General features: G+C 63.2%; 23 protein-coding genes and 2 tRNA genes. 15 read left to right on the forward strand and 10 right to left on the reverse strand.

What is annotated here, in order from left to right; translation table 11 throughout:
* Positions 1 to 273: 273 nt before the first annotated feature.
* From ACWGL1_RS15240 to ACWGL1_RS15265, 6 genes are all read right to left on the reverse strand, one after another.
* Entirely contained in the window at positions 274 to 1,290 is a 1,017-nt protein-coding gene (locus tag ACWGL1_RS15240; protein WP_452112459.1) for an SMP-30/gluconolactonase/LRE family protein, read from the reverse strand.
* Positions 1,291 to 1,306: 16 nt separating this feature from the next.
* Positions 1,307 to 2,524 carry a PQQ-dependent sugar dehydrogenase gene (locus tag ACWGL1_RS15245; protein WP_452112460.1) on the reverse strand — a complete coding sequence of 406 codons (1,218 nt, stop codon included), beginning with the start codon at positions 2,522 to 2,524 and terminating at the stop codon, positions 1,307 to 1,309.
* Between the two features lie 44 nt (positions 2,525 to 2,568).
* Complete coding sequence (locus ACWGL1_RS15250; protein ID WP_452112461.1) at positions 2,569 to 2,943, reverse strand: c-type cytochrome; 375 nt, start codon at positions 2,941 to 2,943, stop codon at positions 2,569 to 2,571.
* Between the two features lie 37 nt (positions 2,944 to 2,980).
* On the reverse strand, positions 2,981 to 3,721 hold the full coding sequence (locus tag ACWGL1_RS15255; RefSeq protein ID WP_452112462.1) for an SDR family oxidoreductase: 741 nt from the start codon (positions 3,719 to 3,721) through the stop codon (positions 2,981 to 2,983).
* A 66-nt stretch (positions 3,722 to 3,787) separates the two neighbouring features.
* Positions 3,788 to 4,636, reverse strand: a complete 849-nt coding sequence (locus tag ACWGL1_RS15260) for an SDR family NAD(P)-dependent oxidoreductase (RefSeq protein WP_452112463.1) — start codon at positions 4,634 to 4,636, stop codon at positions 3,788 to 3,790.
* Positions 4,629 to 5,411 (reverse strand): GntR family transcriptional regulator, encoded by a 783-nt coding sequence (locus tag ACWGL1_RS15265; protein WP_312219113.1) that lies wholly within the window; start codon positions 5,409 to 5,411, stop codon positions 4,629 to 4,631. Before ACWGL1_RS15265 ends, ACWGL1_RS15260 begins: the two co-directional genes overlap by 8 nt.
* A gap of 277 nt (positions 5,412 to 5,688) precedes the next feature.
* Here ACWGL1_RS15265 and ACWGL1_RS15270 point away from each other — a divergent pair, with 277 nt between their 5' ends.
* The 6 genes from ACWGL1_RS15270 to ACWGL1_RS15295 all read left to right on the forward strand — a co-directional run bounded on the left by ACWGL1_RS15270 (position 5,689) and on the right by ACWGL1_RS15295 (position 13,606).
* Complete coding sequence (locus ACWGL1_RS15270) at positions 5,689 to 6,957, forward strand: MFS transporter (protein WP_452112464.1); 1,269 nt, start codon at positions 5,689 to 5,691, stop codon at positions 6,955 to 6,957.
* An 84-nt stretch (positions 6,958 to 7,041) separates the two neighbouring features.
* On the forward strand, positions 7,042 to 7,797 hold the full coding sequence (locus ACWGL1_RS15275; protein ID WP_312219117.1) for an SDR family NAD(P)-dependent oxidoreductase: 756 nt from the start codon (positions 7,042 to 7,044) through the stop codon (positions 7,795 to 7,797).
* A 44-nt stretch (positions 7,798 to 7,841) separates the two neighbouring features.
* Entirely contained in the window at positions 7,842 to 8,915 is a 1,074-nt protein-coding gene (locus ACWGL1_RS15280; protein ID WP_452112465.1) for a sugar phosphate isomerase/epimerase family protein, read from the forward strand.
* A gap of 25 nt (positions 8,916 to 8,940) precedes the next feature.
* Positions 8,941 to 10,716, forward strand: coding sequence for an IlvD/Edd family dehydratase (locus ACWGL1_RS15285; protein ID WP_452112466.1), 1,776 nt, complete (start codon positions 8,941 to 8,943; stop codon positions 10,714 to 10,716).
* A 26-nt stretch (positions 10,717 to 10,742) separates the two neighbouring features.
* Positions 10,743 to 11,594 carry a fumarylacetoacetate hydrolase family protein gene (locus ACWGL1_RS15290; protein ID WP_452112467.1) on the forward strand — a complete coding sequence of 284 codons (852 nt, stop codon included), beginning with the start codon at positions 10,743 to 10,745 and terminating at the stop codon, positions 11,592 to 11,594.
* A gap of 146 nt (positions 11,595 to 11,740) precedes the next feature.
* Positions 11,741 to 13,606: a pyrroloquinoline quinone-dependent dehydrogenase gene (locus ACWGL1_RS15295; protein ID WP_338575212.1), complete on the forward strand. Its 1,866-nt coding sequence runs from the start codon at positions 11,741 to 11,743 to the stop codon at positions 13,604 to 13,606.
* 152 nt (positions 13,607 to 13,758) lie between these two features.
* On the opposite strand, the gene ACWGL1_RS15300 is transcribed toward ACWGL1_RS15295, so the two are convergent.
* Both ACWGL1_RS15300 and ACWGL1_RS15305 read right to left on the reverse strand, forming a co-directional pair.
* Positions 13,759 to 14,124, reverse strand: coding sequence for a hypothetical protein (locus tag ACWGL1_RS15300; RefSeq protein ID WP_338575214.1), 366 nt, complete (start codon positions 14,122 to 14,124; stop codon positions 13,759 to 13,761).
* 79 nt (positions 14,125 to 14,203) lie between these two features.
* Positions 14,204 to 17,131 (reverse strand): TonB-dependent receptor domain-containing protein, encoded by a 2,928-nt coding sequence (locus ACWGL1_RS15305; protein ID WP_346487720.1) that lies wholly within the window; start codon positions 17,129 to 17,131, stop codon positions 14,204 to 14,206.
* Between the two features lie 81 nt (positions 17,132 to 17,212).
* On the opposite strand from ACWGL1_RS15305, the gene ACWGL1_RS15310 reads away from it, so the two are divergent.
* Positions 17,213 to 17,791 (forward strand): NIPSNAP family protein, encoded by a 579-nt coding sequence (locus ACWGL1_RS15310; RefSeq protein WP_338575217.1) that lies wholly within the window; start codon positions 17,213 to 17,215, stop codon positions 17,789 to 17,791.
* Between the two features lie 16 nt (positions 17,792 to 17,807).
* Positions 17,808 to 19,523: a D-lactate dehydrogenase gene (gene dld, locus ACWGL1_RS15315; protein WP_452112468.1), complete on the forward strand. Its 1,716-nt coding sequence runs from the start codon at positions 17,808 to 17,810 to the stop codon at positions 19,521 to 19,523.
* 136 nt (positions 19,524 to 19,659) lie between these two features.
* On the opposite strand, the gene ACWGL1_RS15320 is transcribed toward dld, so the two are convergent.
* Positions 19,660 to 19,733 (reverse strand) — tRNA-Gln (locus ACWGL1_RS15320).
* Between the two features lie 218 nt (positions 19,734 to 19,951).
* Here ACWGL1_RS15320 and ACWGL1_RS15325 point away from each other — a divergent pair.
* The 6 genes from ACWGL1_RS15325 (at position 19,952) to ACWGL1_RS15350 (ending at position 23,782) form a co-directional block, all read left to right on the forward strand.
* A tRNA-Pro gene (locus tag ACWGL1_RS15325) sits at positions 19,952 to 20,028 on the forward strand.
* Positions 20,029 to 20,104: 76 nt separating this feature from the next.
* Positions 20,105 to 20,653 carry a DUF924 family protein gene (locus ACWGL1_RS15330; RefSeq protein WP_452112469.1) on the forward strand — a complete coding sequence of 183 codons (549 nt, stop codon included), beginning with the start codon at positions 20,105 to 20,107 and terminating at the stop codon, positions 20,651 to 20,653.
* A gap of 76 nt (positions 20,654 to 20,729) precedes the next feature.
* On the forward strand, positions 20,730 to 21,677 hold the full coding sequence (locus ACWGL1_RS15335; RefSeq protein WP_291775873.1) for a CsgG/HfaB family protein: 948 nt from the start codon (positions 20,730 to 20,732) through the stop codon (positions 21,675 to 21,677).
* Positions 21,678 to 21,848: 171 nt separating this feature from the next.
* Positions 21,849 to 22,706, forward strand: coding sequence for a thymidylate synthase (locus ACWGL1_RS15340; RefSeq protein ID WP_291775871.1), 858 nt, complete (start codon positions 21,849 to 21,851; stop codon positions 22,704 to 22,706).
* Between the two features lie 14 nt (positions 22,707 to 22,720).
* The gene (locus ACWGL1_RS15345; protein WP_291775869.1) at positions 22,721 to 23,020 is read left to right on the forward strand and encodes a nucleoside triphosphate pyrophosphohydrolase family protein; all 300 of its coding nucleotides are present in this window, start codon (positions 22,721 to 22,723) and stop codon (positions 23,018 to 23,020) included.
* Positions 23,021 to 23,110: 90 nt separating this feature from the next.
* Positions 23,111 to 23,782, forward strand: a complete 672-nt coding sequence (locus ACWGL1_RS15350; RefSeq protein WP_291775867.1) for an aquaporin — start codon at positions 23,111 to 23,113, stop codon at positions 23,780 to 23,782.
* Here the strand turns inward: ACWGL1_RS15350 and ACWGL1_RS15355 are convergent, their stop codons facing one another.
* Positions 23,783 to 24,382 carry a hypothetical protein gene (locus tag ACWGL1_RS15355; RefSeq protein WP_452112470.1) on the reverse strand — a complete coding sequence of 200 codons (600 nt, stop codon included), beginning with the start codon at positions 24,380 to 24,382 and terminating at the stop codon, positions 23,783 to 23,785.
* 54 nt (positions 24,383 to 24,436) lie between these two features.
* On the opposite strand from ACWGL1_RS15355, the gene ACWGL1_RS15360 reads away from it, so the two are divergent.
* Positions 24,437 to 24,964, forward strand: a complete 528-nt coding sequence (locus ACWGL1_RS15360; RefSeq protein ID WP_452112471.1) for a dihydrofolate reductase — start codon at positions 24,437 to 24,439, stop codon at positions 24,962 to 24,964.
* Positions 24,965 to 24,970 lie beyond the last annotated feature (6 nt).

Here is a 24,970-nt window from a genome sequence, read left to right on the forward strand (position 1 = left end):
GCCGACCTCGCCAGCGCCGCCTCGTCCAGCCGGATGACCGAGAAGGCCGCCTCCCCCGCCGCCGCCGGCAGACGCGCCGCCGTCACCACAACCTCGTCAACGACAACCGGCTGAGACACAATCACCTGGAACCCCCCTCAAACTAAACACAAGACGACGGCGACGCGTGGGAAAGGCCATCAATCGCTGCCTCGATATCGGTGGCTCTGTGCAGAGTACGACCAAGGGCCGCTCGGCGCGTCATGCTCGCATCCCTGGTCGGGCCAAGCTCCCTCAACTCCGGCTTTGCGCCATGAGCTTGCGCGCTTTCGTCCGAACTCGAACCACAGCATGATTCGACGACATGTAGAGATGACCGTCTGCAGCCAGCTCACAGTTGGAAATGACCGCATCGGACGTGATCACGCCGAGGCGTTGATCGCCTTGAAATATGGACAGGCCGTCGCGGCTCGACGCCCATAGGAAGCCCTGATCATCGAATTTGAAGCCGTCTCCGCCTTGAACGCCGGAGACCTGCCGGTCGATGTGGGTCCGGCGCGGCCCGGGCCGCCCGGCTTCATCGAGATCCCAGGCCACCCATCCAACCCGATCCGTCGCGAAAAGCGTTCGACCGTCCGGCGACAGACCGATCCCATTCGGCATGACGCCGTCATCAATCAGCGTCACGCTGTTGTCCGGCGCCAAACGAAACACGCCTGTAAAGCTCATTTCACGACGCGGAGAGTCGTGCCCGCCTTCCAGGCCGTAAGGCGGATCCGTGAAATAGATCGACCCGTCAGCCGCCAGCACCAGATCGTTCGGACTATTGAAGCGGCGACCTTCATAGTGGGTGCACAGCGGAATTTTTTCACGGGTTCGAAGATCGATGCGAGCGACAGATCGATTGCCGCAGTCAGCGACCACCACGCCTCCGCGCGCCAGGATGAGCCCGTTGGTGCCCGGTTCTCGCAGACCCGGATCCTCGCCGCCTTCATAGCCTGAAGGGCTGCGCCAGATGGAGCCGCCCTCGGCGGACGACCAGCGGTGGATCGCATTACCGCGCACGTCTGACACCAGCAGATATCCGTCAGCCCCGCCGACCCAGCATGGCCCTTCGCTCCAGATCAGCCCGTCCAGCACCTTCTCCACTACAGCGTCCGGATCGATCAGGGCGTCCAGCGCAGGGGCCAGCCGCCGCACCCCGCCGACCACCGGAAAGCCGGCCTCTTCACGCCTAGAGGCCGCCGCTCCGAGACAACCCAAGGCCCCTGCGGCCGCCAGGAATACACGGCGATCCATGGAATCCATCATGTTGAAGCCTCCACTTTCAGGGGATTGGCGTCAGCTTGAGCAGGGAGGCGTCGCTGGCGCCTTCCGTCAGCACCCACAGAGCGCCGTCGGGACCGACCTCGACATCACGCAGGCGCTGCTTGCGCTCGGTCAGCAACCGCTCTTCACCTACGATCCGGTCCCCATCCAGCGTCAGCCGCGCAAGATGCCGACCGGCAAGACCGGCGATGAACAGACTGCCTTTCCAGGCAGGCGCCGCATCGGAGTCGTAAAAGGCCATCCCGGACGGGGCGATCACCGGATCCCAATAGTAGATGGGCTGGAGCATCCCCTCCGCCTGGGTGATCCCGGCGCCGATCGTTTCACCGGTATATTCGATGCCATATGTGACGATCGGCCAGCCGTAGTTGCCGCCGGATTCTGGAATGTTGAGCTCATCCCCTCCGCGCGGACCGTGTTCGTTGGTCCACAATCGCCCTGTAACTGGATGAATGGCTGCGCCCTGCACGTTGCGATGGCCGTAAGACCAGATTTCCGGCCGCGCGCCCGCCACGCCGACGAAAGGGTTGTCGGGCGGAACGCCGCCATCCCGATCGATCCGCACCACCTTGCCCAGCAGGCTGTCGAGTTGTTGCGCCTGCGGTCGTCCCTCCGGGACATACCGCTCGCCGGTCGTGACATACAGCCGGCCCTGGCGATCAAACGCCAGGCGCCCGCCATAGTGCTGGCGGGAATCCAGCTTCGGCTGTTGACTGAAGATGATCGTGAGGTCTTGCAGCGATGGAGCATCTCCGTCTTCGGACAGACGCGCGCGCGCTACGGCCGAACCCGTCAGCGGCGGCTCGCCCGGCTGCGAAAACGTAAAATAGATCAATCCATTGATGGCGTAATCTGGATCAAGAACCACATCATGCACCCCGCCCTGATCCCCGATGTCGACGGCGGGAACGCCTTGGACGGGTGCGGATACCTCGCCCTCCGACGTAATGATGCGCAAGGTGGTGCGCTCGGTGATCAGCAGGCGGCCGTCCGGAAGAAAGGTCATTCCCCACGGCTTGTTCAGACCTGTCGCCACCTGCTCGGTCTCGAATCTCACCCCCGCCCGCATCTCTGGCGCTCGAGTCTGCGCCTTAAAGGCGGGCTCCAGGGCGGCGGCGTTTCTCGGACGAGTCTCCAACGATGTCGAAGGCTCTCCAGCCGCCGGTTGGACCGCCCCGGACAGGATGCCGGCAAGGCCGATCAACAGAAAGCGCATGGCAAATTCCGGAATAGCGAGAATGAAAAAGGGCCTCTGGCGGCCTACCGCTGGGTCTGCAGATATCGGATGATCTCGGCGCGCTGCGCGGGCGACGGCGCGACGATGGACATCTTGGTGCCAGGCACGGCAGTACGCGGAGCGGCCAGGTAGAGCTCCAGATTAGCGACAGTCCAGGTCCGCCCCCACTCTCTCAGAGCCGGGCTGTAGTTGTACCCCGGCGCCGTGCCGGCCTTCCGGCCCACCACGCCCTGAAGCGCCGGCCCCATACGGTTCTGAGTTCCCTGAACCGTATGGCAAGAGCCGCACCGCTGGCGGAACAAGGTCTCGCCGGACGGAGATGTCTGAGCCGAGGCGGCGTTAGCCGAAACGGTCAGAGCGGCTACGACAAACCCGATCTTCAACACTGACGTCAGCATCACTAAAGCCTCACATTATCAAGGAGAAAACAAGGAATTACAGACTCATGCCGCCGTCTATGATCAGGGTGTGGCCCGTCATGAAATCGGCCTCGCCGCTGGCCAGCATGACCGCGATGCGGGCGATTTCCCGGGGGTTTCCGATCCGTCCCATGGGCTGGCGGGCGGTGAACGCGGCCAGAGCCGCAACCGGATCCGCCTGCGCCGCCATTCGCTGATGCAGCGACGGGCTTTCGACGGTTCCGGGACAGATGGCGTTGCAGCGGATTCCATCGGCGATGAAATCCATGGCGACGGACTTGGTCAGGCCGATTACGGCGGCCTTCGTCGTCGCATAGACGAAACGGTCCGGCGCCGCCTTGATCGATGACACGACCGAGGCGATGTTGATGATCGTCCCATCCTTCCGTTCGCGCATGCGCGGCAAGAAGGCCTTGATGGTGTTAGCCATGGAGCCGACGTTGATACGGAAACTTCGGTCCATCTCCGCAGGTTCGTGATCGAGCACCGTGCCTGCCGCGACCACGCCTACGCAATTCACCAGCACCGCAGTCTCTGGATAGCGGCCCGCCAGGTCGGCGACTGAGACCGGGTCGGTGACGTCCAGCAACGCGCTTGTCACGCCCGCCGCCGCCGTCCATGTCACTAACGGCTGCTCGGACAAGTCGACGGCGATCACCGTCGCACCCTCGGTCGCCAAAGCCTCGGCGATCGCGCGGCCAATGCCTTGCCCAGCGCCCGTCACCACGCACGTCTTATCCGTCAAACGCTTGGTCATCTTCGCTCGTTTCATGATGTGGCTTAGAGGAGCGAGGCGGTTCGTCGCTCTCGCCCGATCAGGGCGTCAGGCAGCGAACAGGTTCGCGCCGCCGTCGACCCTGAGCACTTGGCCGCTGACGAAACGGCTCTGTTCGGAGGCCAGAAAACCAACCACATCGGCGATCTCCTCCGCTACGGCATAGCGGTTCAGAGACGGCCCCTCCTCCATCATGATCGGATCGACCGTGCGCGTAGCCAAAAAACGCGCGGTCTTGGCCGGGCCAGGACTGACGGCGTTGACGCGCACCCCTGACGTCCTCAGCTCGGCGGCCAGGCACCGGGTGTAATGCACGACCGCGGCCTTGGCGCAGGCATAGGCCGTCTCATTGGCTGCTCCCATGTGGGCGGACACGGTCGAAATATTGATGATGGTCCCGGCCTGCCTCGCAGCCATGCCCGGTGCGACAGCGCGGCTCATCAGCATGGTGCCGATAAGGTTTCGATTGACGATCGCCTGAACGTCTTCGAGCAGAAAGTTGAGCGCCGTATTCGGATCCGGCTTTCCGCCCTGGGCGCCGATGTCGCCGCCGGCGCAGTTGACCAGAATAGTGATGGGGCCCAGAGCCGCCTCGGCCTTGGCGACCATGGCCCGCACCGCGTCTTCCTGAGAAATGTCGCCGGTGACGGCCACGGCTCGGGCGCTGGACGTCGTCATGGAGTCCGCAACCGCCGTCAGATTGGGGAACTCTCCATACTTGGCTGGCGCGTCCTCCGAAATGTCGTGGACGGCGAGATCGGCGCCCAGCGCCATTAGAGCCCGCCCTATGATGTGGCCCAACCCCCGCCCCGAGCCTGAAACAAAAGCGACCTGCCCCTCTAGCGGCCCCCGAGACAGCGAGGATTCGGCGGCCTCAGTCGCGAACGCGTCATTCATTCTTCTTCCCCTTGTCAGTTTTGATTTTTCCCAGCGCCTGGTGTGTGGGAGCGTCGGAGTTCGAAGGCGCGACGCCTCGTCCCTCCAGCGTATGGCTCGCGTAGCGATCCGGGTTCTCGTAGCCCGTCCGCAGGTGCGCGATCACAGCGTCCTCAGGCGACACTTCGGATCGCCCCAAGGCCACATCCAACAGTTCCCGATGGTGATGAAGCCGCCACTGCTTGGTCTCGACGCTGGCGTTCTCCAGCGCCTTGTGGGCGAACAGAACGGTAGCCAGCGCATCCAGCGCCTTGACCAGATAGGGATTGCCCGACGCGCGCCAGACTTCCCGGTGGAAGGCCAGATCCAACGCCGCCGCTTCCATCTCGGCGCCCTGCTCCCAGGCCTCCATCTCATTGACCAGAGCGGTTAGACGCGCGGCTTCCTCCGGCGTCATGTGGATTCGGCACAGCTTCAGCGCTTCAGCTTCCAGGACCACGCGAAGGCTGTTGATTCGCTGGACATCCTCTTCTTCCAGCATCGTCACGAACATGCCGCGACGCTCATGATTCATGACCAGCCCCTGCTCCTGAAGCGTCATCAGCGCCTCACGAATGGGAATCCGGCTGATTTCAAAATCACGGGCCAGCTTGCTTTCATTCAGGCGATCACCCGGCTTGTACCGGCCGGCGATGATGGCGTCCCGTAGCCGACGCAGAACGTGCGCCTTCAAAGTTGGCGGCGCAGTTTCCTTTTCATAATCAACGCTCATACCCGGGGATTTCACCTGATTCATAAAAGCTCTCCGCTGAGTTTATGGTGAAACGAGCACCCGCTCCTTCCCCGTTGACCTCACCGAATACCGCACTTAGTATACAGTTTAGCGGCCTGATGGAAAGAGGGCGAGAGACCTCGATCGTCACTGCGAACTAAAAAATTTTCGAACTCAATGCCTCAGAATGGCGCAAGGCGCACCCCCTTCGGAGCGCGGCCCGCCATCTGCGAGAACATCAGCACAACCTTGATACCTGGGGAGGGGATTTCATGAGCAGGTGCGACAAGAATGCAAGGACATGGGCGGTGCGCCCATGATGCGCCCGACCAAGGCCCGATTGGGCGTCGTCGGCTTCGCCGTCACCTTGGCCATGCTGGCCTATATTCAACGCGTCGCCATTTCACAGGCCGCCTCGCCCATGTCGACCGAGTTGGGTCTCGACAAGGGACAAATGGGCTGGATCTTCGGCGCATTCGCCCTGTCCTACGCCCTGCTTGAAATCCCTATGGGCGCCTTGGGCGACAAATTCGGCGTTCGTCGGGTTCTAGCTCCGCTGGTGCTCATCTGGTCCGCCTTCACGGCGCTGAGCGGCGCAGCCTGGAATTTCACCTCCCTGCTGGTCATGCGCTTCATCTTTGGCGCCGGCGAAGCGGGCTGTTTCCCCAATCTGACCAAGATGCTCAGCGTCTGGCTGCCTCGCCGCGAGCGCGTCCAGGCTCAGTCGCTGATGTGGGCTTGTACACGCTGGGCCGGGGCGGTGACGCCTCCCATAGCATTGCTGATCATTACAGCCGTCGGATGGCGCTGGGGTTTTGCGGTCTTCGGCCTGCTGGGCGCCTTATGGGTCGCCGCCTTCTGGTTCTTTTTCAAGGACGATCCCGCCAAGCATAAAGGCGTCAACGAGGCCGAGTTGCAGTTGCTGGAGGGCTCGCGCGCCCTGGCCGAAGAAGGCGGCGGCGGCTGGTCGAAGATCTTCACCGACGTCAACGTCCTGCTTCTCGTGATCCAGTACACGGCTTTTTCGTTCGTCTGGTATTTCTACGTCACCTGGCTGCCGACCTATCTGATCGAAGCCTGGGGGCTGACTTTCGCCCAGGCAGCCGGCTACGCCATCCTGCCCCTGCTGTTCGGCGGCTTCGGCGCCCTGATCAGCGGCATGATTCCAGCCCGCATTCCGCGCCGCGCTATCGCCCTGTTCGGTTTCGTGGCGACAGCCGCCCTGTTGTTCACCGTCACCAAGATGCAGAACGCCATGGTCGCGATGGTGCTGATGGCGCTGGCCAGCTTCTGCAGCGATCTGACCATGCCCATTTCCTGGAACACCTGTGTGGAGATCGGTCGGCGCTACACCGCTACCGTGGCCGCCACCATGAACATGTTCAGCGGGCTGGCCGGCTTCGCGGCTCCGGTTCTGGGCGGCTACATTCTGTTGTCCGAGAGCCGGAACTGGAACGCCCTCCTCTACATGATGGTCGCCGCCGCCTGTATCTCGGCCGTCTGCTGGCTTTTCCTGAATCCTGACAGGCTGGCTGAAAAGAACGCTGAGATCGACGGCTCGAAGAACTGACCCCTGACGCCGCCCGGTCGTCGGGCGGCGTCTCACGCGAAACGAACGCCGCGCATTACGGCGCAGCGTTCAGGAGTAAGAACAATGCATATCGACTTGGCCGGCAGAACAGCCGTCATCACCGGCGGCAGCCGCGGCCTGGGTCGGGCGATGGCCGACGCCCTGGGCGGCGCCGGCGCGGACCTGGCTCTGATCGCGCGTGATCAGAGCATGCTGAACAAGGCCTGCGCCGAGTTGGCCGAGACGGGCGTCACGGTGCAGGGCTTTGTCGCCGACGTCACCAACGAGGCCGATGTCGCCCGCGCCGCCCAGCAGATTCAGGACGCCTTTGGTCACCCGCACATCCTGATCAACAACGCCGGCAATAATGTCCGCAAGCACCTGCACGAACTGTCGCTTGAGGATTTTCGCAGCGTCATCGACGCCAGCCTGACCTCGACCTTTCTGATGTCGCGAGCGCTGACTCCCGGCATGAAGGGGCGCGGCTATGGCCGGGTCATCAACATGACCTCCATGCTCAGCCATATCTCCCTGCCGGGTCGCGTCCCCTATTCCTCGGCCAAGACCGGACTGCTGGGGTTCACGCGCTCCCTGGCGTTGGAGTTGGCCGACCAGGGCATCACCGTCAACGGAATCAGCCCCGGCCCGTTCGGCACGGACCTGAACAGACCCGTAATGGAAGACCCGACCGCCAACGCGCACTTCCTCGCCAATCTGCCGGTCGGACGGTGGGGCAAGGTCGAGGAGATCGGCGCCCTCGCCTGTTACCTGTGCTCGGACCTGGCGGGTTTCATCACCGGCACGGACATCGTCATCGACGGCGGCTGGACCACCAAATAGCGCGCCCGATCCGAGGCGAGTTCACAACAACATAGGGGCAGGACATGGCTACGAGACGACAGTTTCTGGGAACAATGGCTTCGGCCAGCGTGGCGCTCTACGCGGCGCCTGGCCTGGCGCGGGGCTATGAGGAAGTCGAACTGCCCCCGAAGTCGAAGATCGGCGTGGCCAGCACCGCCATGGCCATGCATCTGTCCGGACTCGGCGCGGCGCCTGCGATGCGCGACGATCCCGTGCGCTACATCGAGTATCTGCGCTCCCTGGGCGCCGGCGGCGTCCAGCACGCCATCCGAAAGGACCTGCGGCAAGCTCGCGCCAAGCTGGAAGAGCTGGGCATGTTCTATGAGGGCGAGGCCGCCCTGCCCGCGCATCCTGACGACGACCTGAGCGCATTCGAGAACTCCATGCTTCAAGCCAAGGAGTTGGGCGCCAACTGCGTTCGCGCCGTCAGTCGCCAGCCCCCCGGCGGCAACCGCCGCTATGAGACCTTCGCCACGCTCGAGGACTATCGCGCCTGGGAAGCCCAGGCCAATGCGGTGATCGCGAAGGTCATGCCCATCGTCGACCGCATCGGCGTCGGCCTGGCGCTAGAGAACCACAAGGACCGCACCGCCGACGAACACCTAGCGGTCCTTCAGCGCTACTCCAGCGAACACCTCGGCGCCCTGATCGACCCCGGCAACAACATGTCGCTGATGGAAACCGCCCAGGAGACCGTCAACAAGCTCGGCCCTTACGCCATGGCCAATTCCATGAAGGACATGGGGGTCGCCCCCTACGCCGACGGCTTCCTGCTGTCAGAGGTGCGTTTCGGCAAGGGGATCAACGATCAGAAGGCCCTGTTCGAGATCATGCGGAGCCACAACCCGCGTGTCAATTTCGTGCAGGAGATCATCACCCGCGATCCGCTCGAAATCCCTGTCCTGACCGAAGCCTATTGGAAGACCCTACCGGGCATCGGCGCCGAAAGACTGGCGGCCTTCATGGCCGATGTCCGCGCCAAGGCCTCAGCCCTGCCGGTCATCACCGGCCTCAACCCACAACAGAGACTGCAGGCCGAAGAGGACAACAACCGCAACACCTTCGAGTGGGCCATCGCGCAATTCGGCGCCGCTTGATCAACCCTCAGCTCGAAAGCCCAAAATGTCCGCCCGAACTCCCAAACGCCCTTTCCGGTCCCGCGAATGGTTCGCCGCGCCCGAACGGGCCGACATGACCGCGGTCTATCTGGAGCGGTTCATGAATTCAGGCGTCACGCCTGAGGAGCTGCGCAGCGGCAAGCCGATCATCGGCATCGCTCAGTCCGGCAGCGATCTGGCCCCCTGCAACCTGATCCATGTTCAGCTCGCCCAGCGCGTCAAGGCGGGCATCCGCGACGCGGGGGGGATTCCGATGGAGTTCCCGGTTCATCCGATCTTCGAAAACTGTCGCCGACCGACGGCGGCGCTGGATCGCAACCTATCTTACATGACCCTGGTCGAGATCCTGCATGGCTATCCGCTGGATGCGGTGGTCCTGACCACAGGCTGCGACAAGACTACGCCGGCCGGGATCATGGCTGCCTCGACGGTCAACATTCCCGCAATCGTCCTGTCCGGCGGCCCCATGCTGGACGGCTGGTTCCAAGGCAAACAGGTCGGTTCAGGCACAGTCATCTGGCAGAGCCGCCGCCGCCTGGCCGCCGGTGAGATCACCGAAGAGGAATTCTTCGACGCTGCGACCGCGTCCGCTCCGTCGCTGGGCCATTGCAACACCATGGGCACGGCCTCAACGATGAACGCCATCGCCGAGACGCTGGGCCTGTCCCTGCCGGGGTGCTCCGCTATTCCAGCGCCCTATCGTGAACGCGGCCAGATGGCCTACCGGACAGGTCAGCGCATTGTCGAAATGGCCTATGAGGATCTGCGGCCGCTCGACATCCTGACGCGCGAAGCTTTCCTGGACGCCATCGCCCTGACCACGGTCGTCGGCGGTTCCACGAACGCCCAGCCCCATATCACCGCCATGGCCCGCCACGCCGGGGTGGAGATCACCAGAGAGGATTGGGTCGAACACGGTTTCCCGTTGCCTCTGATCCTGAACATGCAGCCGGCCGGCGAGTTTCTCGGCGAGCGCTTCTACCGGGCCGGCGGCGTCCCCGCCATTCTTTGGGAGCTCCAGAACGCTGGAAAACTGCACGGCGACCGGATCACCGTCAGCGGCCGCAACCTCAGCGACGCCCTGTTCGAGACCCCTGACCGCGAGATGATCCGCCCGTTCGACCAGCCGCTCAAGGAGAACGCGGGATTCATCGTTCTGCGCGGCAATCTGTTCGACTTCGCGATCATGAAGACCAGCGTCATCTCTGACGAATTTCGCGAACGCTTCCTCCGGAACCCCGGCTCCGAAAACATCTTCGAGGGCGACGCCGTCGTTTTCGACGGCGCTGAAGACTACCATCACAGGATCAACGATCCGGCGCTGGGCATAACGGAGTCCTCGATTCTGGTGATCCGTGGCGCAGGCCCTGTCGGATGGCCCGGCTCAGCGGAAGTGGTCAACATGCAGCCGCCCGACGCCTTGCTCAAGCGCGGCGTCAACAGCCTTCCCGTATTGGGCGACGGCCGGCAATCGGGCACTTCCGACAGCCCGGCCATTCTGCACGCCTCGCCCGAAAGCGCAGTCGGCGGCGGTCTCGGCTGGGTTCGCAGCGGCGATCGCATCCGCATCGATCTGAACACGGGCCGCTGCGACGCTCTGGTCTCAGATGAAGAAGTCGCCCGGCGACGCGCAGGCCCCCAGCCCCAGGTTCCCGCCAGTCAGACACCCTGGCAGGAGATCTCCCGCAACCTGGTGGGCAGCCTGGCAGACGGCGGATGTCTCGAGACAGCCGTCAAGTACCGCGACGTGGCCAAGACGACGCCACGTCACAACCATTGAAGATCAAAGCTTAGGGGTAAGCGTCCATGAAACTGTTGCGTTACGGGCCCATGGGCCAGGAACGACCTGGCCTGCTTGATGAAGACGGCGTCATTCGCGATCTGTCCGCCCACATTCCAGACATCGGTCCTGACCAATTGTCGCCTGCAGCCTTGGCCGCCCTGGCCGACCTTGATACCGCCGCCCTGCCCATCGTCGAGGGCGCGCCTCGGTACGGCCCGCCTGTGACTGGTACGCGGAAATTTATCGCCATCGGTCTGAACTTCGCCGACCACGCGGCGGAATCCGGCGCGCCCGTGCCCGAAGAACCGATCGTCTTCACCAAGGCCACGAGTTGCATCCAGGGGCCGAACGACATCGTCATGCTGCCCCAGGACTCGGTCAAATCGGACTGGGAAGTCGAACTGGGCGTCGTCATCGGCACGACCGCCCGCTACGTCGAAGAAGCCAAGGCCCTGGATCATGTGGCCGGCTATGTCCTGATCAACGACCTGTCTGAGCGCGAATATCAACTCGAGCGCGGCGGCAGTTGGGACAAGGGCAAGGGTTGCGACACCTTCGGCCCCATCGGCCCCTGGCTCGTCACCGCCGACGAAGTTGGCGACGTCCAGTCCCTGGGCATGTGGTTGGATGTGAACGGCCAGCGGATGCAGACCGGAAACACCGCCACCATGGTGTTCGGCGTAGCCGCCCTGGTCGCCTACGTCAGCCGTTTCATGACCCTCGAACCCGGCGACATCATCACCACCGGCACCCCGCCGGGCGTCGGTCTCGGCATGAAACCCACGCCTGTCTACCTCAAGCCGGGCGACGCCATGCGTCTCGGCATCGAGAAGCTGGGTGAGCAGCAACAGTCGGTAATCGCCTGGCGGCCTTGACCTGCATTAGGTTTTTCTGAACATAGTATACACATTGAGATTGCAAGCGCGGCCGGACGAATTGGATCGCGCGCCGATCGAGGGGAGAGGGAATGAGACAAACAGAGGCAACAAGAATTCGCCGACGCGCGACTATCGGGTGCTCGATGCTGACCCTATCGCTTGCGCTTGGCCTGTCGGCGCCGGCCGCCGCGCAGGAAGGTTGGCCGACGATCGGTCGAGATGCTGGAGGACAACGCTTCTCTCCACTCGCACAGATCACCCCGTCCAATGTCGATCAACTGAGGGTCGCCTGGACCTATCATCTGCGACCGGCGAACGACGCTGGCGGCGGCCTCCTGCCGTCGCAAACCATCCCGCTGGTCATCGGCGACACCATGTTCGTAGCGTCGCCCTACAGTCGTATCGTAGCGCTCGACTCCTCCACAGGCGCAGAGAAATGGGTCTTCCAGATACCGGATGATGACCGCCCGTCGCTGCGCGGGGTCGAATACTGGCCTGGCGACGCCACTCATGGCCCGACCATCGTCTTCGGCAGTCGCATGGGTCGCCTTTACTCGATCGACGCCGCAACCGGCCGACCGACGGCGGGCTTCGGCGTCAATGGCGTCGTCGACCTGAAAACGCCCGAAGTCATGCATACCGGCGTCGACAAGTCATACATCCTGCCTTCCCCGCCCATCGTATTCGAGAACCTGATCATTACGGGCGCCGGCCCGGGCGAAGGCCCGGGCGGAACCAACGGCGACGTGGGTCCGGCGGGCGACACTCGCGCCTGGGACGCACGCACAGGCGCGCTGGTCTGGACCTTCCACTCTGTCCCTCGCCCCGGAGAATTCGGTCACGACACCTGGGAGGGCGACAGCTGGCGTCATCGTTCAGGCGTCAACGTCTGGGGTCAGATGACGGTCGATACCGAACGCGGCATCGTCTACATGCCCTTCGGCACGGCGAACAACGATCGCTATGGCGGCGACCGTCCTGGCGACAATCTGTTCGGCAGTTCGATCGTCGCAGCCAATGCTCGCACGGGCGAGTATATCTGGCACTTCCAGGTGGTTCGACATGACATCTGGGATTACGACACCCAGGCTCCGCCCACCCTGTTCGACGTAGTCAAGGACGGTCAGACCATCCCCGCCGTGGGCATCGTCAACAAGACTGGGCTGATGTTCTTCCTCAACAGGGTGACCGGAGAACCGATCCACCCGATCGAGTATCGGGCCGTTCCACCCAGCGAGGTGCCCGGCGAACAGGCCGCGCCGACCCAGCCGTTCCCGGTTATCACCGAGCCTCTGTCGCGCAATTCGATCACGCGTGCGGACCTCTACAAGGAAACGCCTGAACACCAGGCATTCTGCGAGGCCCTCGTCGACGATAACGACATGTATCTGTCGGCAGATCCCTACACGCCGATCAAGCTCAACCAGTATACGGTGACCTATCCCGGCACCCAAGGCGGCGTGAACTGGGGCGGCGGGGCCTACGACCCGTCCACCGGCCTGTTCGTGGTCAACATCAACAACATGGGCCAGCCCATGCGACTGGTGCCCACGCCGGACGGCAAATCCTACATCAACTCCGGCGAATTCGCCGGGTTGAACCGGTTCTGGAACGCCGAAACGCGCCTGCACTGCGCCGCCCCTCCTTGGGGTCAGCTGGTAGCGGTCGATGTCCACTCGGGTCGTGTCGCCTGGCGCTCCACCCTGGGCGTCACGGACACGCTTCCGGAAGGTAAGCAGAATACAGGGCGCCCCTCTCTGGGCGGACCGACGATGACCGCCGGCGGCCTGACCTTCATGGCCGGCACCGACGACAGTCGCTTCCGCGCCTTCGAAACCCGGACAGGCAAGGAGCTCTGGACCACCCGCCTGCCCGCCACCGCCCACAGCACCCCGATCACCTATTCGGACGCCTCGGGCAAACAGTTCGTCGCTATCGTCGCCACTGGCGGCGGTCTGCTTCGCGCACCCGTCGAGAGCGATTCCCTGGTCGTCTATTCCCTCCCGTAGACGCGCCTCCGCTCTTGCGACAAGCCGGCGTCGTCCCAACGACGCCGGCTTTTTCGCGCCATAACGGGACCGCGACACATGCTCGATCAACGGCCAAAAGAATAGGCCGCCCCTCGAAGGAACGGCCTAATCCAAGAACATCGATGGACGCGCTATTTCTTGGGAAATGATCGAGCCAGATAGTCCGTGATCTCGGCCATTTCGGCAGCCGTTCCCGTCGCTCCGCGATCTCCCATGAACTGAACCAGGTCAAACCACTCCTGTCGCGTCAGATGCTTCTCGGCGACCAGTTCAACCGCATGACAGCCCGAACACACGCGGATCGTGGTGTCTCGTCCCACGCCCTCAGGCAACAGGCTGGCGGTCGCCTCCGGCGGCTGTGTCTGCTCACTCTCGAACGGATGAAGCGGCGGCCCCATATCCGCCCGCTCGCTGGCTTGCGACGCAGCGCAACTCGACACGATCAGACCAGCGGTCGCGATAAGGACGCCCGTCTGCAAAAGGCTCGGCATTTTCATGGTCTACTCCCTCCCTACTCACAAAAAGGAGGTCCGACGAACCTGAAGTTCGTCGGACCTGAAGACGTCCAGCAGGCCGTCAGAAGGCGAATCGAATACCGGTCGTATAGTAAGGCCCCACGACATCGTAGACGGCCTGATTGGTCGGATACATCTGGCCTGGCTGACCGTTGCCGATCAAAGGCGGCTTCTGGTCGAAGGCGTTGTTCACCGTCAGGAAGGCGGTCAGGTCGTGACCACGCACCGAAAAATCACGCTCGACAGTGACATCCACATAGACCACCGAGGGCACCGTCGGCTCTTCATAGAAGACTGTCCGGTCGCGCGTACGCTCCGTCTCGCCGATATAACGGGCCTGGGTCGTCAGCTTCCAGGGTCCCTGAATGTAGTTGGCCTGGACGTTGAAACGATGCTTGGCGTTGACGCCGACATTGGCGTTCTGAACCGGCGCCGCATTGATGTCGGTGCGCGTCTTCCGTCCTGGCACATAGCTGCCGATCAGCCGCAGCCTCAGATCACCATCCAGCGCCCCAACCGTCACCGGCATTCGATAGGCGAACTCATAGTCGATGCCGTGCATCGAGGAGAGCGCCTGATTGTAGGGCAACACACGCGTCGCAAGCGGGAAGTTGTCGCTCGCCGGCACGTGCGAGAACGGGAATGGCCGGATGATGTATTGGCACAGTGACGACGTGCCGTTGCTGGCGATGCACTCCTCATTGGCGTTGTCGCGGTTCAGGTTGGCGATAGCGTCGGTGATCTCGATGCTGAAATAATCAACCGACACAGAAAAACCGGGAACGAAGGACGGCTGCCAGATCACGCCCGCCGTATAGGTATCGCCGATCTCCGGCTTCAGATCCGGGTTTCCGCTCGACAGGGTGATCACATTGTCATTGCGGCCGCTGTGCGCGTCAAAGAACCCGCCGCGCGCCGCCTGATCGCCAGCGAACAACTCATACAGCGTCGGCGCCCGAATATCGCGAGAGATGGTGTAGCGCAGTCGCACATCGTCGATCGGCGTATAGCTGAGGCCCGCCTTCCATGTGGTGACGCCGCCGCTGGTGGAGTATTCCGTGTAACGTACGGCTCCGTTCAGATCGAGCGCACGCGCCCACGGCTGATCCGCCAGGACAGGAACCGCCAGTTCCAGGAAGACCTCCTTGACGTCGTACTGCCCTTGCGCCCAGCCGACGTTGGTCGAGTTGTACTTGTTGATCGTCTGCGCAACGTTGGTTCTCAGCCCGACTGTCGACGTCGGAATGGAGGGGTCGGAGTTGCTGACCTGGTCCAGCTTCTGCTTGCGGTACTCTGCGCCCACGGCGAACGACAGAGGACCAGCCGGAAGGTTGAACAGCTCGCCGGCCAGTTCAGCCGCGAAGATGTCCATCTTCTGCGACACGCGATATTTCGAGACGCCGCTCACCCAGTCGAAATCTTCCTCCGTCGGGCTGTTGGCGCCGAACCAGTTGATCGGACGGCAGTCGTCCATCAGCCCAGGATGGGTGAGAGTGATGTTGCAGACGATATTGCCGCTGCCATCCCGTACCGCGTCCAGGGAGGCGAAATATCGATCCTGATAGAAGTTGCCCGAGTGGGATGAGCGCAGCAGGGAATCCCCATGCGCATAGGTCGCCTTCCAGCTGTAATTCCCCAGGCTGCCGGAAAGTCCCGTCAGGAAGGTATAGGCGACGTTCTGCGCGACGACCTCCTTGAACGGCTGATCGGCATGGATCCGTCCGCCGCCTACACGTCGATCATCCGCCGTGCCCCAGACGCCGTCCCGCCCAGCATAGGCGTCGAGAAGCGCCGCTGCGCCCGCCGGAAGATAAGGATTATCGGCAAAAATGTAGAAGGCGTTGGTCTGCGTACCCGAGCCGATCGTGACGAATGAGTTTTCGGTCTGGGCAAAGCTCAGTTGCGCGAAAGCCTTCAGGTCGTCGGTCAGATTGTAGTCGAAGCGCCCGAACAGCTGGTCCGTCACCTGACCGCCTGTCAGCGTCTTGCCGATGCTTGGCGAGCCGTCTCCGCCGATGCCGACATTGCTGCTGCCGGCCGGCGTGACGCCCGGATCGAAGGGGACCAGACTGCCATCCGGCAGGAAATGCATCCCCGCCAACGGGTTGCCGGTATTTTCGGAGAAGTTGGCGGCATGAGGGAACAAGGTGCCGAAAGTGCCGGTCTGGTAGAAGACCGGGCCTGCATTGCGATAGGGCGCCGCCGCTGTGCCGTTGCCGACCTGGGTGATCCAGTCGCCGCCGCGCGGGCGATCTTCGTTTCGCGGAATGCCGTCGCGTTGATAGTGATCGTAGCTCAGCAACACATGGCCGCGACCGTCCAGCACATCGAAGCCGCCCGCGATGTCAAAGCCAGAGGACAGGTCGTCGCCATAGTCTGAGATGCCGACCTTCGCACTGCCCTTCACCCCCGTATAGCCCGTGTCCAGGATGAAGTTGATCACGCCGCTGACTGCGTCCGATCCATAGGCGGCCGACGCGCCGCCCGTGACGACATCGACGCGCGAAACCAGAGCTGACGGGATAACATTGGTGTCCACCGTACCCTGGAAACTGGTCGGCGGAATGCGTTGGCCGTCCAGCAGGACGAGGTTGCGGATCGATCCCAGGCCGCGCAAATTCAGGTAGTTGCCGGCATTGGGGCTCGTCGCCTGATTGCCTGTATTCTGCGTCCCGCTGCTCATCGTGAACTGCGGCAATTGATTCAGGCCGTCTGGAATGCTGCCGGGCGCTGTGGCTTGCAATTGTTCGACAGCCACCACCGTAACGGGGGTAGGCGCCGTGTAGCCGTTCCTAACGATCCGCGAGCCGGTGACCACAATATCCCCGACTTGGGACGCGGTCGTTTCCACCGACGAGTCCTGCTGCTCAATCCCCTCCTGAGCATTGGCCGCTGACGACACAGCCAGCACGCTTACGCCGCCTAGCAGTGATGCAATAAACTTTTCCGTCTTCAATTCTTCCCTCCCCTTTTCATCAACAGCACTCACGATTTTCTTCTAAGAATCGCTGATATTGCGCTGAAAATTTATGGAATTTCCGATTTTTATCGGAACTTGTTGCGCGAAATCATGAAGAAGCGAATCCTCACATCTCGCTCGACTTCCCCGGCGCAGACCTTTCCCGATTGGGAAAGCCTAGCTTCCCATCCCTCTAACTGTATACTAAATGCATATTTCGCCGTGTCAACGGACCGTTTCACCGGCACGGCGCGTGCGAAAATTCCTGCCGAAAAAGACGGCGCCAGCGCATTGAAATATCGAGGGGAGACTCGTTGGATGAGCCCACAGCGCCTATTTGAAATGCGGACCTATCATCCGGCTGCCGGACGGATGGAGGCGCTGGAATGCCGCTTTCGCGAGCACACGATGCGGCTCTTCGCCCGCCACGGAATAGTTTCGGTCGGCTACTGGAAAACCTATGGTTCCGATGACGTGAGGCTGATCTACATCCTGGCCTATCCGGATCTCGACAGCCGTGAGCGCAGTTGGGCGCAATTTCGCGCCGACCCTGAGTGGCAGGCGGCGGCTGCAGCGTCGGAAACTGACGGCCCGCTCGTAGCGCGACGCGAGTCGATCTATCTACACGCCACCGACTACTCCCCGCTCGAACGGTTCGCGCCGTCGACGCTGACTGCCCGTGGTCGTTAAAATTCGCATGACATCCATGACCCCGACCCGCTCGGCAATTGCTGAGAACGCCGCCTTCATCGCCGACCTGAAGCAATGCGTCGGTGCTGGACACGTACTGACTCGCCCCGCCGCGACAGAGCGTTACCGCCGCGGCTACCGTTATGGCGAAGGCAAGGTTCTTGCGGTCGTCCGCCCCGGCTCCCTGATCGAGCAATGGCGCGTCCTGCTGGCCTGCGCCGCCGCCAACAAGATCGTCCTCATGCAGGCCGCCAACACGGGCCTGACCGGCGGGTCTACGCCACACGGCGATGATTATGATCGTGACATCGTCATCATCAGCACGCTTCGATTGAAAGGCGTTCACCTGATCGACAGCGGCCGTCAGGCCATTTGCCTGCCCGGCGCGACGCTGGATAGGCTGGAGGCCTTGCTCAAGCCGCTGGATCGAGAGCCGCATTCGGTCATCGGCTCATCGTGCATCGGCGCCTCGGTCGTGGGCGGCGTATGCAACAATTCCGGCGGCTCTCTGGTCCAGCGCGGCCCCGCGTATACGGAGTTGGCGCTGTTCGCGCGCATCGACGCCCGTGGTCAGGTTGAACTAATCAACCATCTGGGCATCGCCTTAGGCACGGAGCCTGAGGCCATTCTGCAGCGCCTGGACGCAGGCGACTTCACCCACCGCGACGTCAGGCACGATCCAGCCACGGCCGCATCGGATTCAGGCTATGAAGAGCGGGTGCGCGACATCGAAGCGGACAGCCCCGCCCGCTACAACGCAGACCCTGATCGTCTTTTCGAAGCTTCAGGAAGCGCTGGAAAGGTCATGGTCTTCGCCGTTCGGCTGGACACCTTCCCCAAACAGTCTGGCGCCCGGACCTTCTATATCGGCGCCAACAGTCCCGACACGCTGACCCGAATCCGTCGTGACATTCTGAGCGGCTTTCGCACCCTGCCCATCGCGGCGGAATACATGCATCGCGACTGCTACGACATCGCCCGAACCTATGGAAAAGACACCTTCCTGGCGATCCGCCTTCTGGGCGTCGGAAGCATCCGCCACATCGCAGCATTCAAGGCGCGCCTCGACGCTCTCTGCGGCCGCCTGCCCTGGGCTCCGTCGTTCTTGAGCGATCGCCTCGCCCAAGTCATCGGCAGTTGGTTTCCCAATCACCTCCCGGAACGAATGGAGGATTATCGCGCCCGCTACGAACATCATCTGATGCTCAAGGTCTGCGGCGAGGGTGTCGAAGAAGCGCGCCGATACCTAGCCCACGCCCTCGATGACGACGATGCCGCCGCATTTGAATGCTCAGATGATGAAAGCGCCAAGGCCTTTCTGCACCGCTTTGCGGCAGCCGGCGCCGCCGTCCGTTTTCGGGCGATCCACCATCAGCATGTATCCGACATCGTCGCCCTGGACATCGCCTTGAGGCGCAATGACCGCGACTGGATGGAGACCTTACCCGACGATCTGGCCGCGCCCATTCTGCACCGGATGTACTATGGGCATTTTCTTTGCCACGTCTTCCATCAGGACTACATTGTCGCCAAGGGCCAAGACCCCCACGCCCTGGAACAGCGCATGCTGGCTTTCCAGGCTCAACGCGGCGCTAAATACCCCGCCGAGCACAATGTGGGCCACCTCTACGAAGCGGGAACACACCAGAAAGCGCATTTCAAAGCGCTGGACCCCTGCAATTGCTTCAACCCAGGCATAGGCCATACGTCACGCTTGGCGCACTGGTCATAGACTGGACTCCAATCGAGGAGCGGTAATCTCCTGGCGTCACGCGCCCAGAGGCTTCACAGACAGGCAGCTGTAAAATGCGGCGTAAAACTCGAGCCTTGAAGGGAGCGCCCGGAGCGCTCAAACCCTTACAGGACGGTGGCTGGGGAACTAGGACTCGAACCTAGAATGACGGTACCAAAAACCGTAGTGTTACCATTACACCATTCCCCAGCGGTCCGGCGTTCCCGCCGCCGCAGTGCGTCGCGGCGAGGAGCGGTCATCTACGCCAAGGTTTCGGGGGATGCAACACCTGAAAACGAAAGAAATTTCATCGACCCGAGACTTTTTTCGGGAGGCTCATTTACCCGCTTGCGGGGGGCGGTCGGCATGGCTATAAGCCCCCTCCTCGACGCAGACGGCGGCCCACGGGTCGCATGATTTGCGAAAGTCGGAGTGTGGCTCAGTCTGGTAGAGCACCGCGTTCGGGACGCGGGGGTCGCAGGTTCGAATCCTGCCACTCCGACCATCTTTCCTTACATTGTGAAGATAGGCGACACGGCTCGTGTCCGTGCTTTTTGGCGTGTCGCTGCTAGGCTTGGGTCATGACCCAACTGCTCACCCCCGCCGAAGTCATCGAATTCTGGACCGACGCTGGTCCCGGAAAATGGTTCGCCAAGGACGCCGTCTTCGATCGCGCCTTCACCGACCGCTGCTGCGACAGCCACTACGCCGCGGCACGACGCGAACTGGATCATTGGATCGAGACTCCTGAGGCCGCCTTGGCCCTGATCATCCTGTTGGACCAGTTGCCGCGAAACTCGTTTCGCGACACGGCCCATATGTTCGCGACCGATCCCCTGGCGCTCGGGTTTTCAAAAGAAGCGATCCAGCGAGGTCACGACCGCAAGATCGATCCGATGCTGCGAGCCTTCATGCTGATGCCGCTGATGCACTCCGAAACGCTTGAGGATCAGGAGCAGTTGTTGACCCTGCTGAACCCCGAAACGGAGGCTGAGACCTACCGATTCGCCATCATCCATCGCGACATCATCGCTCGCTTCGGCCGCTTTCCTCACCGAAACGCCTGCCTGGCCCGGCCCACGAGCGAGGACGAGGCCGAGTTCCTGCGCTCCGACGGCTTCAAGGGCTGAGGTCGATCAGCGCGGCGTCTTGGGAGGATCACAAAGCTGGGCTATATCCGCCCGTTCTCGAAGAACGGGGGATTATATGAAACTCGCTGCACTGACCGTCGCCGCCCTGGCGGCCTCTACCGCCCTCACCGCCGCCGCGCCGGCCGAAGCCCAGGCCCGCCGCAGCGGAGCCCAGCGCACCCAGGATGCGCAAATGGCCCAGATTCCGCGCTGCAGCGCCAGCCTGGGCTCGATCACCATCGCGGACGGGCAGTCCGACTACTGGCGCGAACTCCAATTGTCGCCGCCGCAAAGCCTGCTGCGCGTCGTGATCCAGCGTTCGGGCTGCTTCACCCTGGTGGATCGCGGCACGGGCATGAGCGTGGCCCAACGCGAACGCGAATTGGCTTCGGGCGGCGACCTTCAGCGCGGCTCCAATGTCGGCGGCGGCCAGGTCCGTGCGGCGGATTACGTCCTCGTCGGCGAGATCGCCAGCCAAAACGCCAACTCCGGCGGCAACGCCCTGGCGGGGCTGGCCGGCGCCGCGCTCGGCGGCCGCGCCGGCGCGATCGTCGGCGGCCTGCGCACGCGCAACATGGAAGCCAACACCGTCCTGTCGCTGACCAATGTCCGCACTTCGGAAACCCAGTTGGTCACCGAAGGCTACGCCTCCAAACGCGACATGAGCTGGGGCCTGGGCGCGGGCGGATTCGGCGCAGGCGCCCTGGGGGGCGGCAGCTATGAAAACACCGAGATCGGCCGCATCGTGGCCCAGTCGTTCATCCAGGCCTACACCGACATGGTGACCCAGATGGGCGGCCTGGAAGGCGGCTCGGCGGCCCAGGAGGCCCCGATCCAGACCTACACCGTCCAGCAGGCGGCGACCCTGCGCTCGACGCCCAACGGCGGCTCGGTCGTGCGCGCCCTGCCAGAGGGCCTGCGCCTCTACCCGACCGGCAACCGCGACGGCGCCTGGTGGGAGGTGATGGACGACAACGACAACGTCGGCTGGGTCCAGAACGAACGGCTCGCTCCGGGCCGCTGACCTAACCTCACAGTCTTACTTAGGAATGACGCCCGCCGGGATTTTCGGCGGGCGTTTTTCTTTTTTTGGCCATCGCCTCCGACGTGGCAAGGATGCGCGAGGTTGGACTTTTCTGTGAGCAAGCGAATCGGGCGACTGCCCAGAGAGGCGAATCAGCGGCATCCTCTTCTCATGAACGCCGCCGTCGCCCTCGCCGATCTTGAAGCCCGCACGGCGGCCGTTCCCGCCGATCATCCCGAATGGCAGTATCTGAATCTGTTGCGGGACATCCTCGACAACGGCGTGCGACGCGACGACCGCACCGGCACGGGAACGCTGGGCGTCTTCGGCCGTCAGATGCGCTTCGACCTATCCAAGGGCTTCCCCCTGCTGACGACGAAGAAACTGCACACGCGGTCGATCTTCATCGAGCTGCTGTGGTTCCTGCGCGGCGAGACCAACATCGCCTGGCTGAAGGACAACGGCGTCAGCATCTGGGATGAATGGGCCGATGCGAACGGCGATCTGGGCCCCGTGTACGGCAAGCAGTGGCGCTCCTGGGCCGCCCCGAACGGCGCGAGCATCGACCAGATCCAGAAGTTGGTCCACGGCCTGAAAACTAATCCCAACAGCCGTCGCCACATCGTCAGCGCCTGGAATCCGGCCGATGTCGACGACATGGCCCTGCCGCCCTGTCACTGCCTGTTCCAATTCTTCGTCGCCGACGGAAAGCTGAGCTGCCAGCTATATCAACGCTCGGCGGACATCTTCCTGGGCGTGCCCTTCAACATCGCCTCCTACGCCCTGCTCACGCACATGCTGGCCAGGGTCGTGGGGCTGGAGCCGGGCGACTTCGTCCACACCTTCGGCGACGCCCACCTGTATCTGAACCACCTGGAGCAGGCAGAGCTGCAACTGAGCCGCGCTCCCCTGCCCCTGCCCACCCTGACGGTGGCGGACAAGGACGATCTGTTCGGCTTCGAACTGTCCGATTTCGTGGTGAACGACTATCAATCCTGGCCGCACATCAAGGCCGCCGTCGCGGTCTGACGCAGCGCCTCTTCATGAAACTCTCCGAACTTCAGGCGGATGTCCTCCGCATCTCCGACATCTATGCGCGTGAGCACGCCATCGACCGTGACCGCGACTGGGCCTTGCTGAAGTTGCAGGAGGAACTGGGCGAACTGACCGCCGAGCACCTGCGCCTGACCTCCCGCGCACGCGGCGCCGCCAACGCCCAGGCTCTGGCCGATGAGGCTGCGGACGTCCTGGGCATGCTGCTGATCTATTGCGACCGGGCCGGCGTGGACCTGAACGCTGCGATGGAGCGCAAGTGGCTGCGCTGGCTGAAGGCCGAAACGTAAACTCGAGTAACGCCGACTGGCGAACCTGTCGATTCGAGCGCACCCTCCGTCGATCCGCTTCGAAGCGGTGACAGGAAACGGGAGGGTTCCATGGTCAAGAAGTTCGCCGCCGAACTGGTCGGCACGCTGGTTCTGGTGCTTTTCGGATGCGGCGCAGCCGTGCTGGGCGGATTCGATCACGTGGGGCAGTTGGGCATCGCCCTGGCCTTCGGCTTCGCCCTCATCGCCATGGCCTACGGCATAGGTCCCATCTCAGGGTGCCACATTAACCCGGCCGTCAGCCTCGGCGTCTTCGCAGCGGGACGGATGAGCGCGAAAGACATGATCCTCTATTGGATCGCCCAATTCATCGGCGCGATCATCGCCGCGGCCATTCTGGGCGCGATCGCCAAGACGGGTTTCGCCAATCTGGGCCAGAACGGCTTCGATGCGGGATCGCCGGGCGGATACGGCCTGCAGGCGGCGCTGACGTTCGAGATCGTGGCGACCGCCATCTTCCTGATCGCCATCCTGGGCGTGACCGGGGCCAAGGGTCACGGCGCCTTCGCGGGCGTGGCCATCGGCATCACCCTGGCGGTCATCCACATCGTCGGCATCCAGGTGACGGGCGTGTCGGTCAACCCGGCCCGCAGCTTCGGCCCCGCGCTGCTGGCGGGCGGACAGGCGCTGAGCCAGGTCTGGGTCTTCTTCGTCGCACCCGCGATCGGCGCCGTGATCGGCGGCTTGTTCTTCCGCCTGAAACTGCTCGAGCCGGACGCCTGATCAGGTCGAGACGGCGCTGTCCGGCGCCGTCATCGGCATGCGCGCCAGCCGGGCGCTGAGCGCATCCTTGTCTTCGGGCGCGGGCACGAGCACCACGCTGTTCTTGACCGCGCCCATAGACACCGTGGCCCGATAGGCGAAGACCATGTCTTCACGCGCCACGAAGCTGACGGTCGCAGCGTTGTTCTGCGGCCCCGCCAGACCGCCGAATCCGGCCGACAGTTCATGCTCGCCCGGATCCACTGCAATGGCGGTGAACTTGCCGCCCTTGATCTGGGCGAACTCCCGGCGGTCCAGCGCCAGGTTCATGCCCGCCGCCATGGCCACAAACCCTTCGCGATAGACGATGACCAGAGCCTTGCCCGAAGGCGGCGTCAGGCTGGCGATGTCGGCGCGTTCGGCGTCGGATGCGGCGACGCCGGCCCGGTTCCCCGCAAGGTTGGCCATGATGTAGGCCGTGAAGGCGCCCGCGAACAGGCCCGCCATCATCGGCAACACGCCCAGATCCGCCCCGGCCGCTCCGCCCAGGAAGCCGACGACAAAGGAAACGACCAGCAGGACGATGAATCCGACGATCAGGGGCTTGGCGTACTTGTTCACACGGGGCTCCGAGGGCATTTGAAGGTGAAGTTCCCGCAACAACGGACAATCAGCTTGGCTGTTCCCACCATCGCCCTCGTCGTCGCCCGCGCCAGGAACGGCGTCATCGGTCGGGACGGCGACCTGCCCTGGCGGCTGCGCTCGGACCTGCAACGCTTCAAGGCCGTCACCATCGGCAAACCCTGCATCATGGGTCGCAAGACCTGGGAAAGCCTGCCGCTGAAACCCCTGCCTGGCCGTTTGAACATCATCCTGACCAAGGATGAATCCTACGCCGAGTCAGGCCTGGCCAAGGGCGCGGTGGTCTGTTCCAACCTGGACGAGGCGCTTTCCATCGCCCGCGAACAGGCCGCAGAGGATGGCGTCGACGAGGTTTGCGTCATCGGCGGCACGGCGATCTTCGCCGCCGCCCTGCCCCGCGCCCGTCGCCTGTACATCACGGAGGTCGAAGCCGAACCGCAAGGCGACGCCGTCTTCCCGACCTTCGACGAAACCGCCTTCGTCCGCACGACGTTCGAACCGCACCAAGCGGGCGAGAAGGATGACCACGCCTTCGCCTTCACCGTTCTGGACCGCCGCTGAGCCGAG

The sequence above is a fragment of the Brevundimonas sp. NPDC055812 genome (assembly GCF_053616535.1).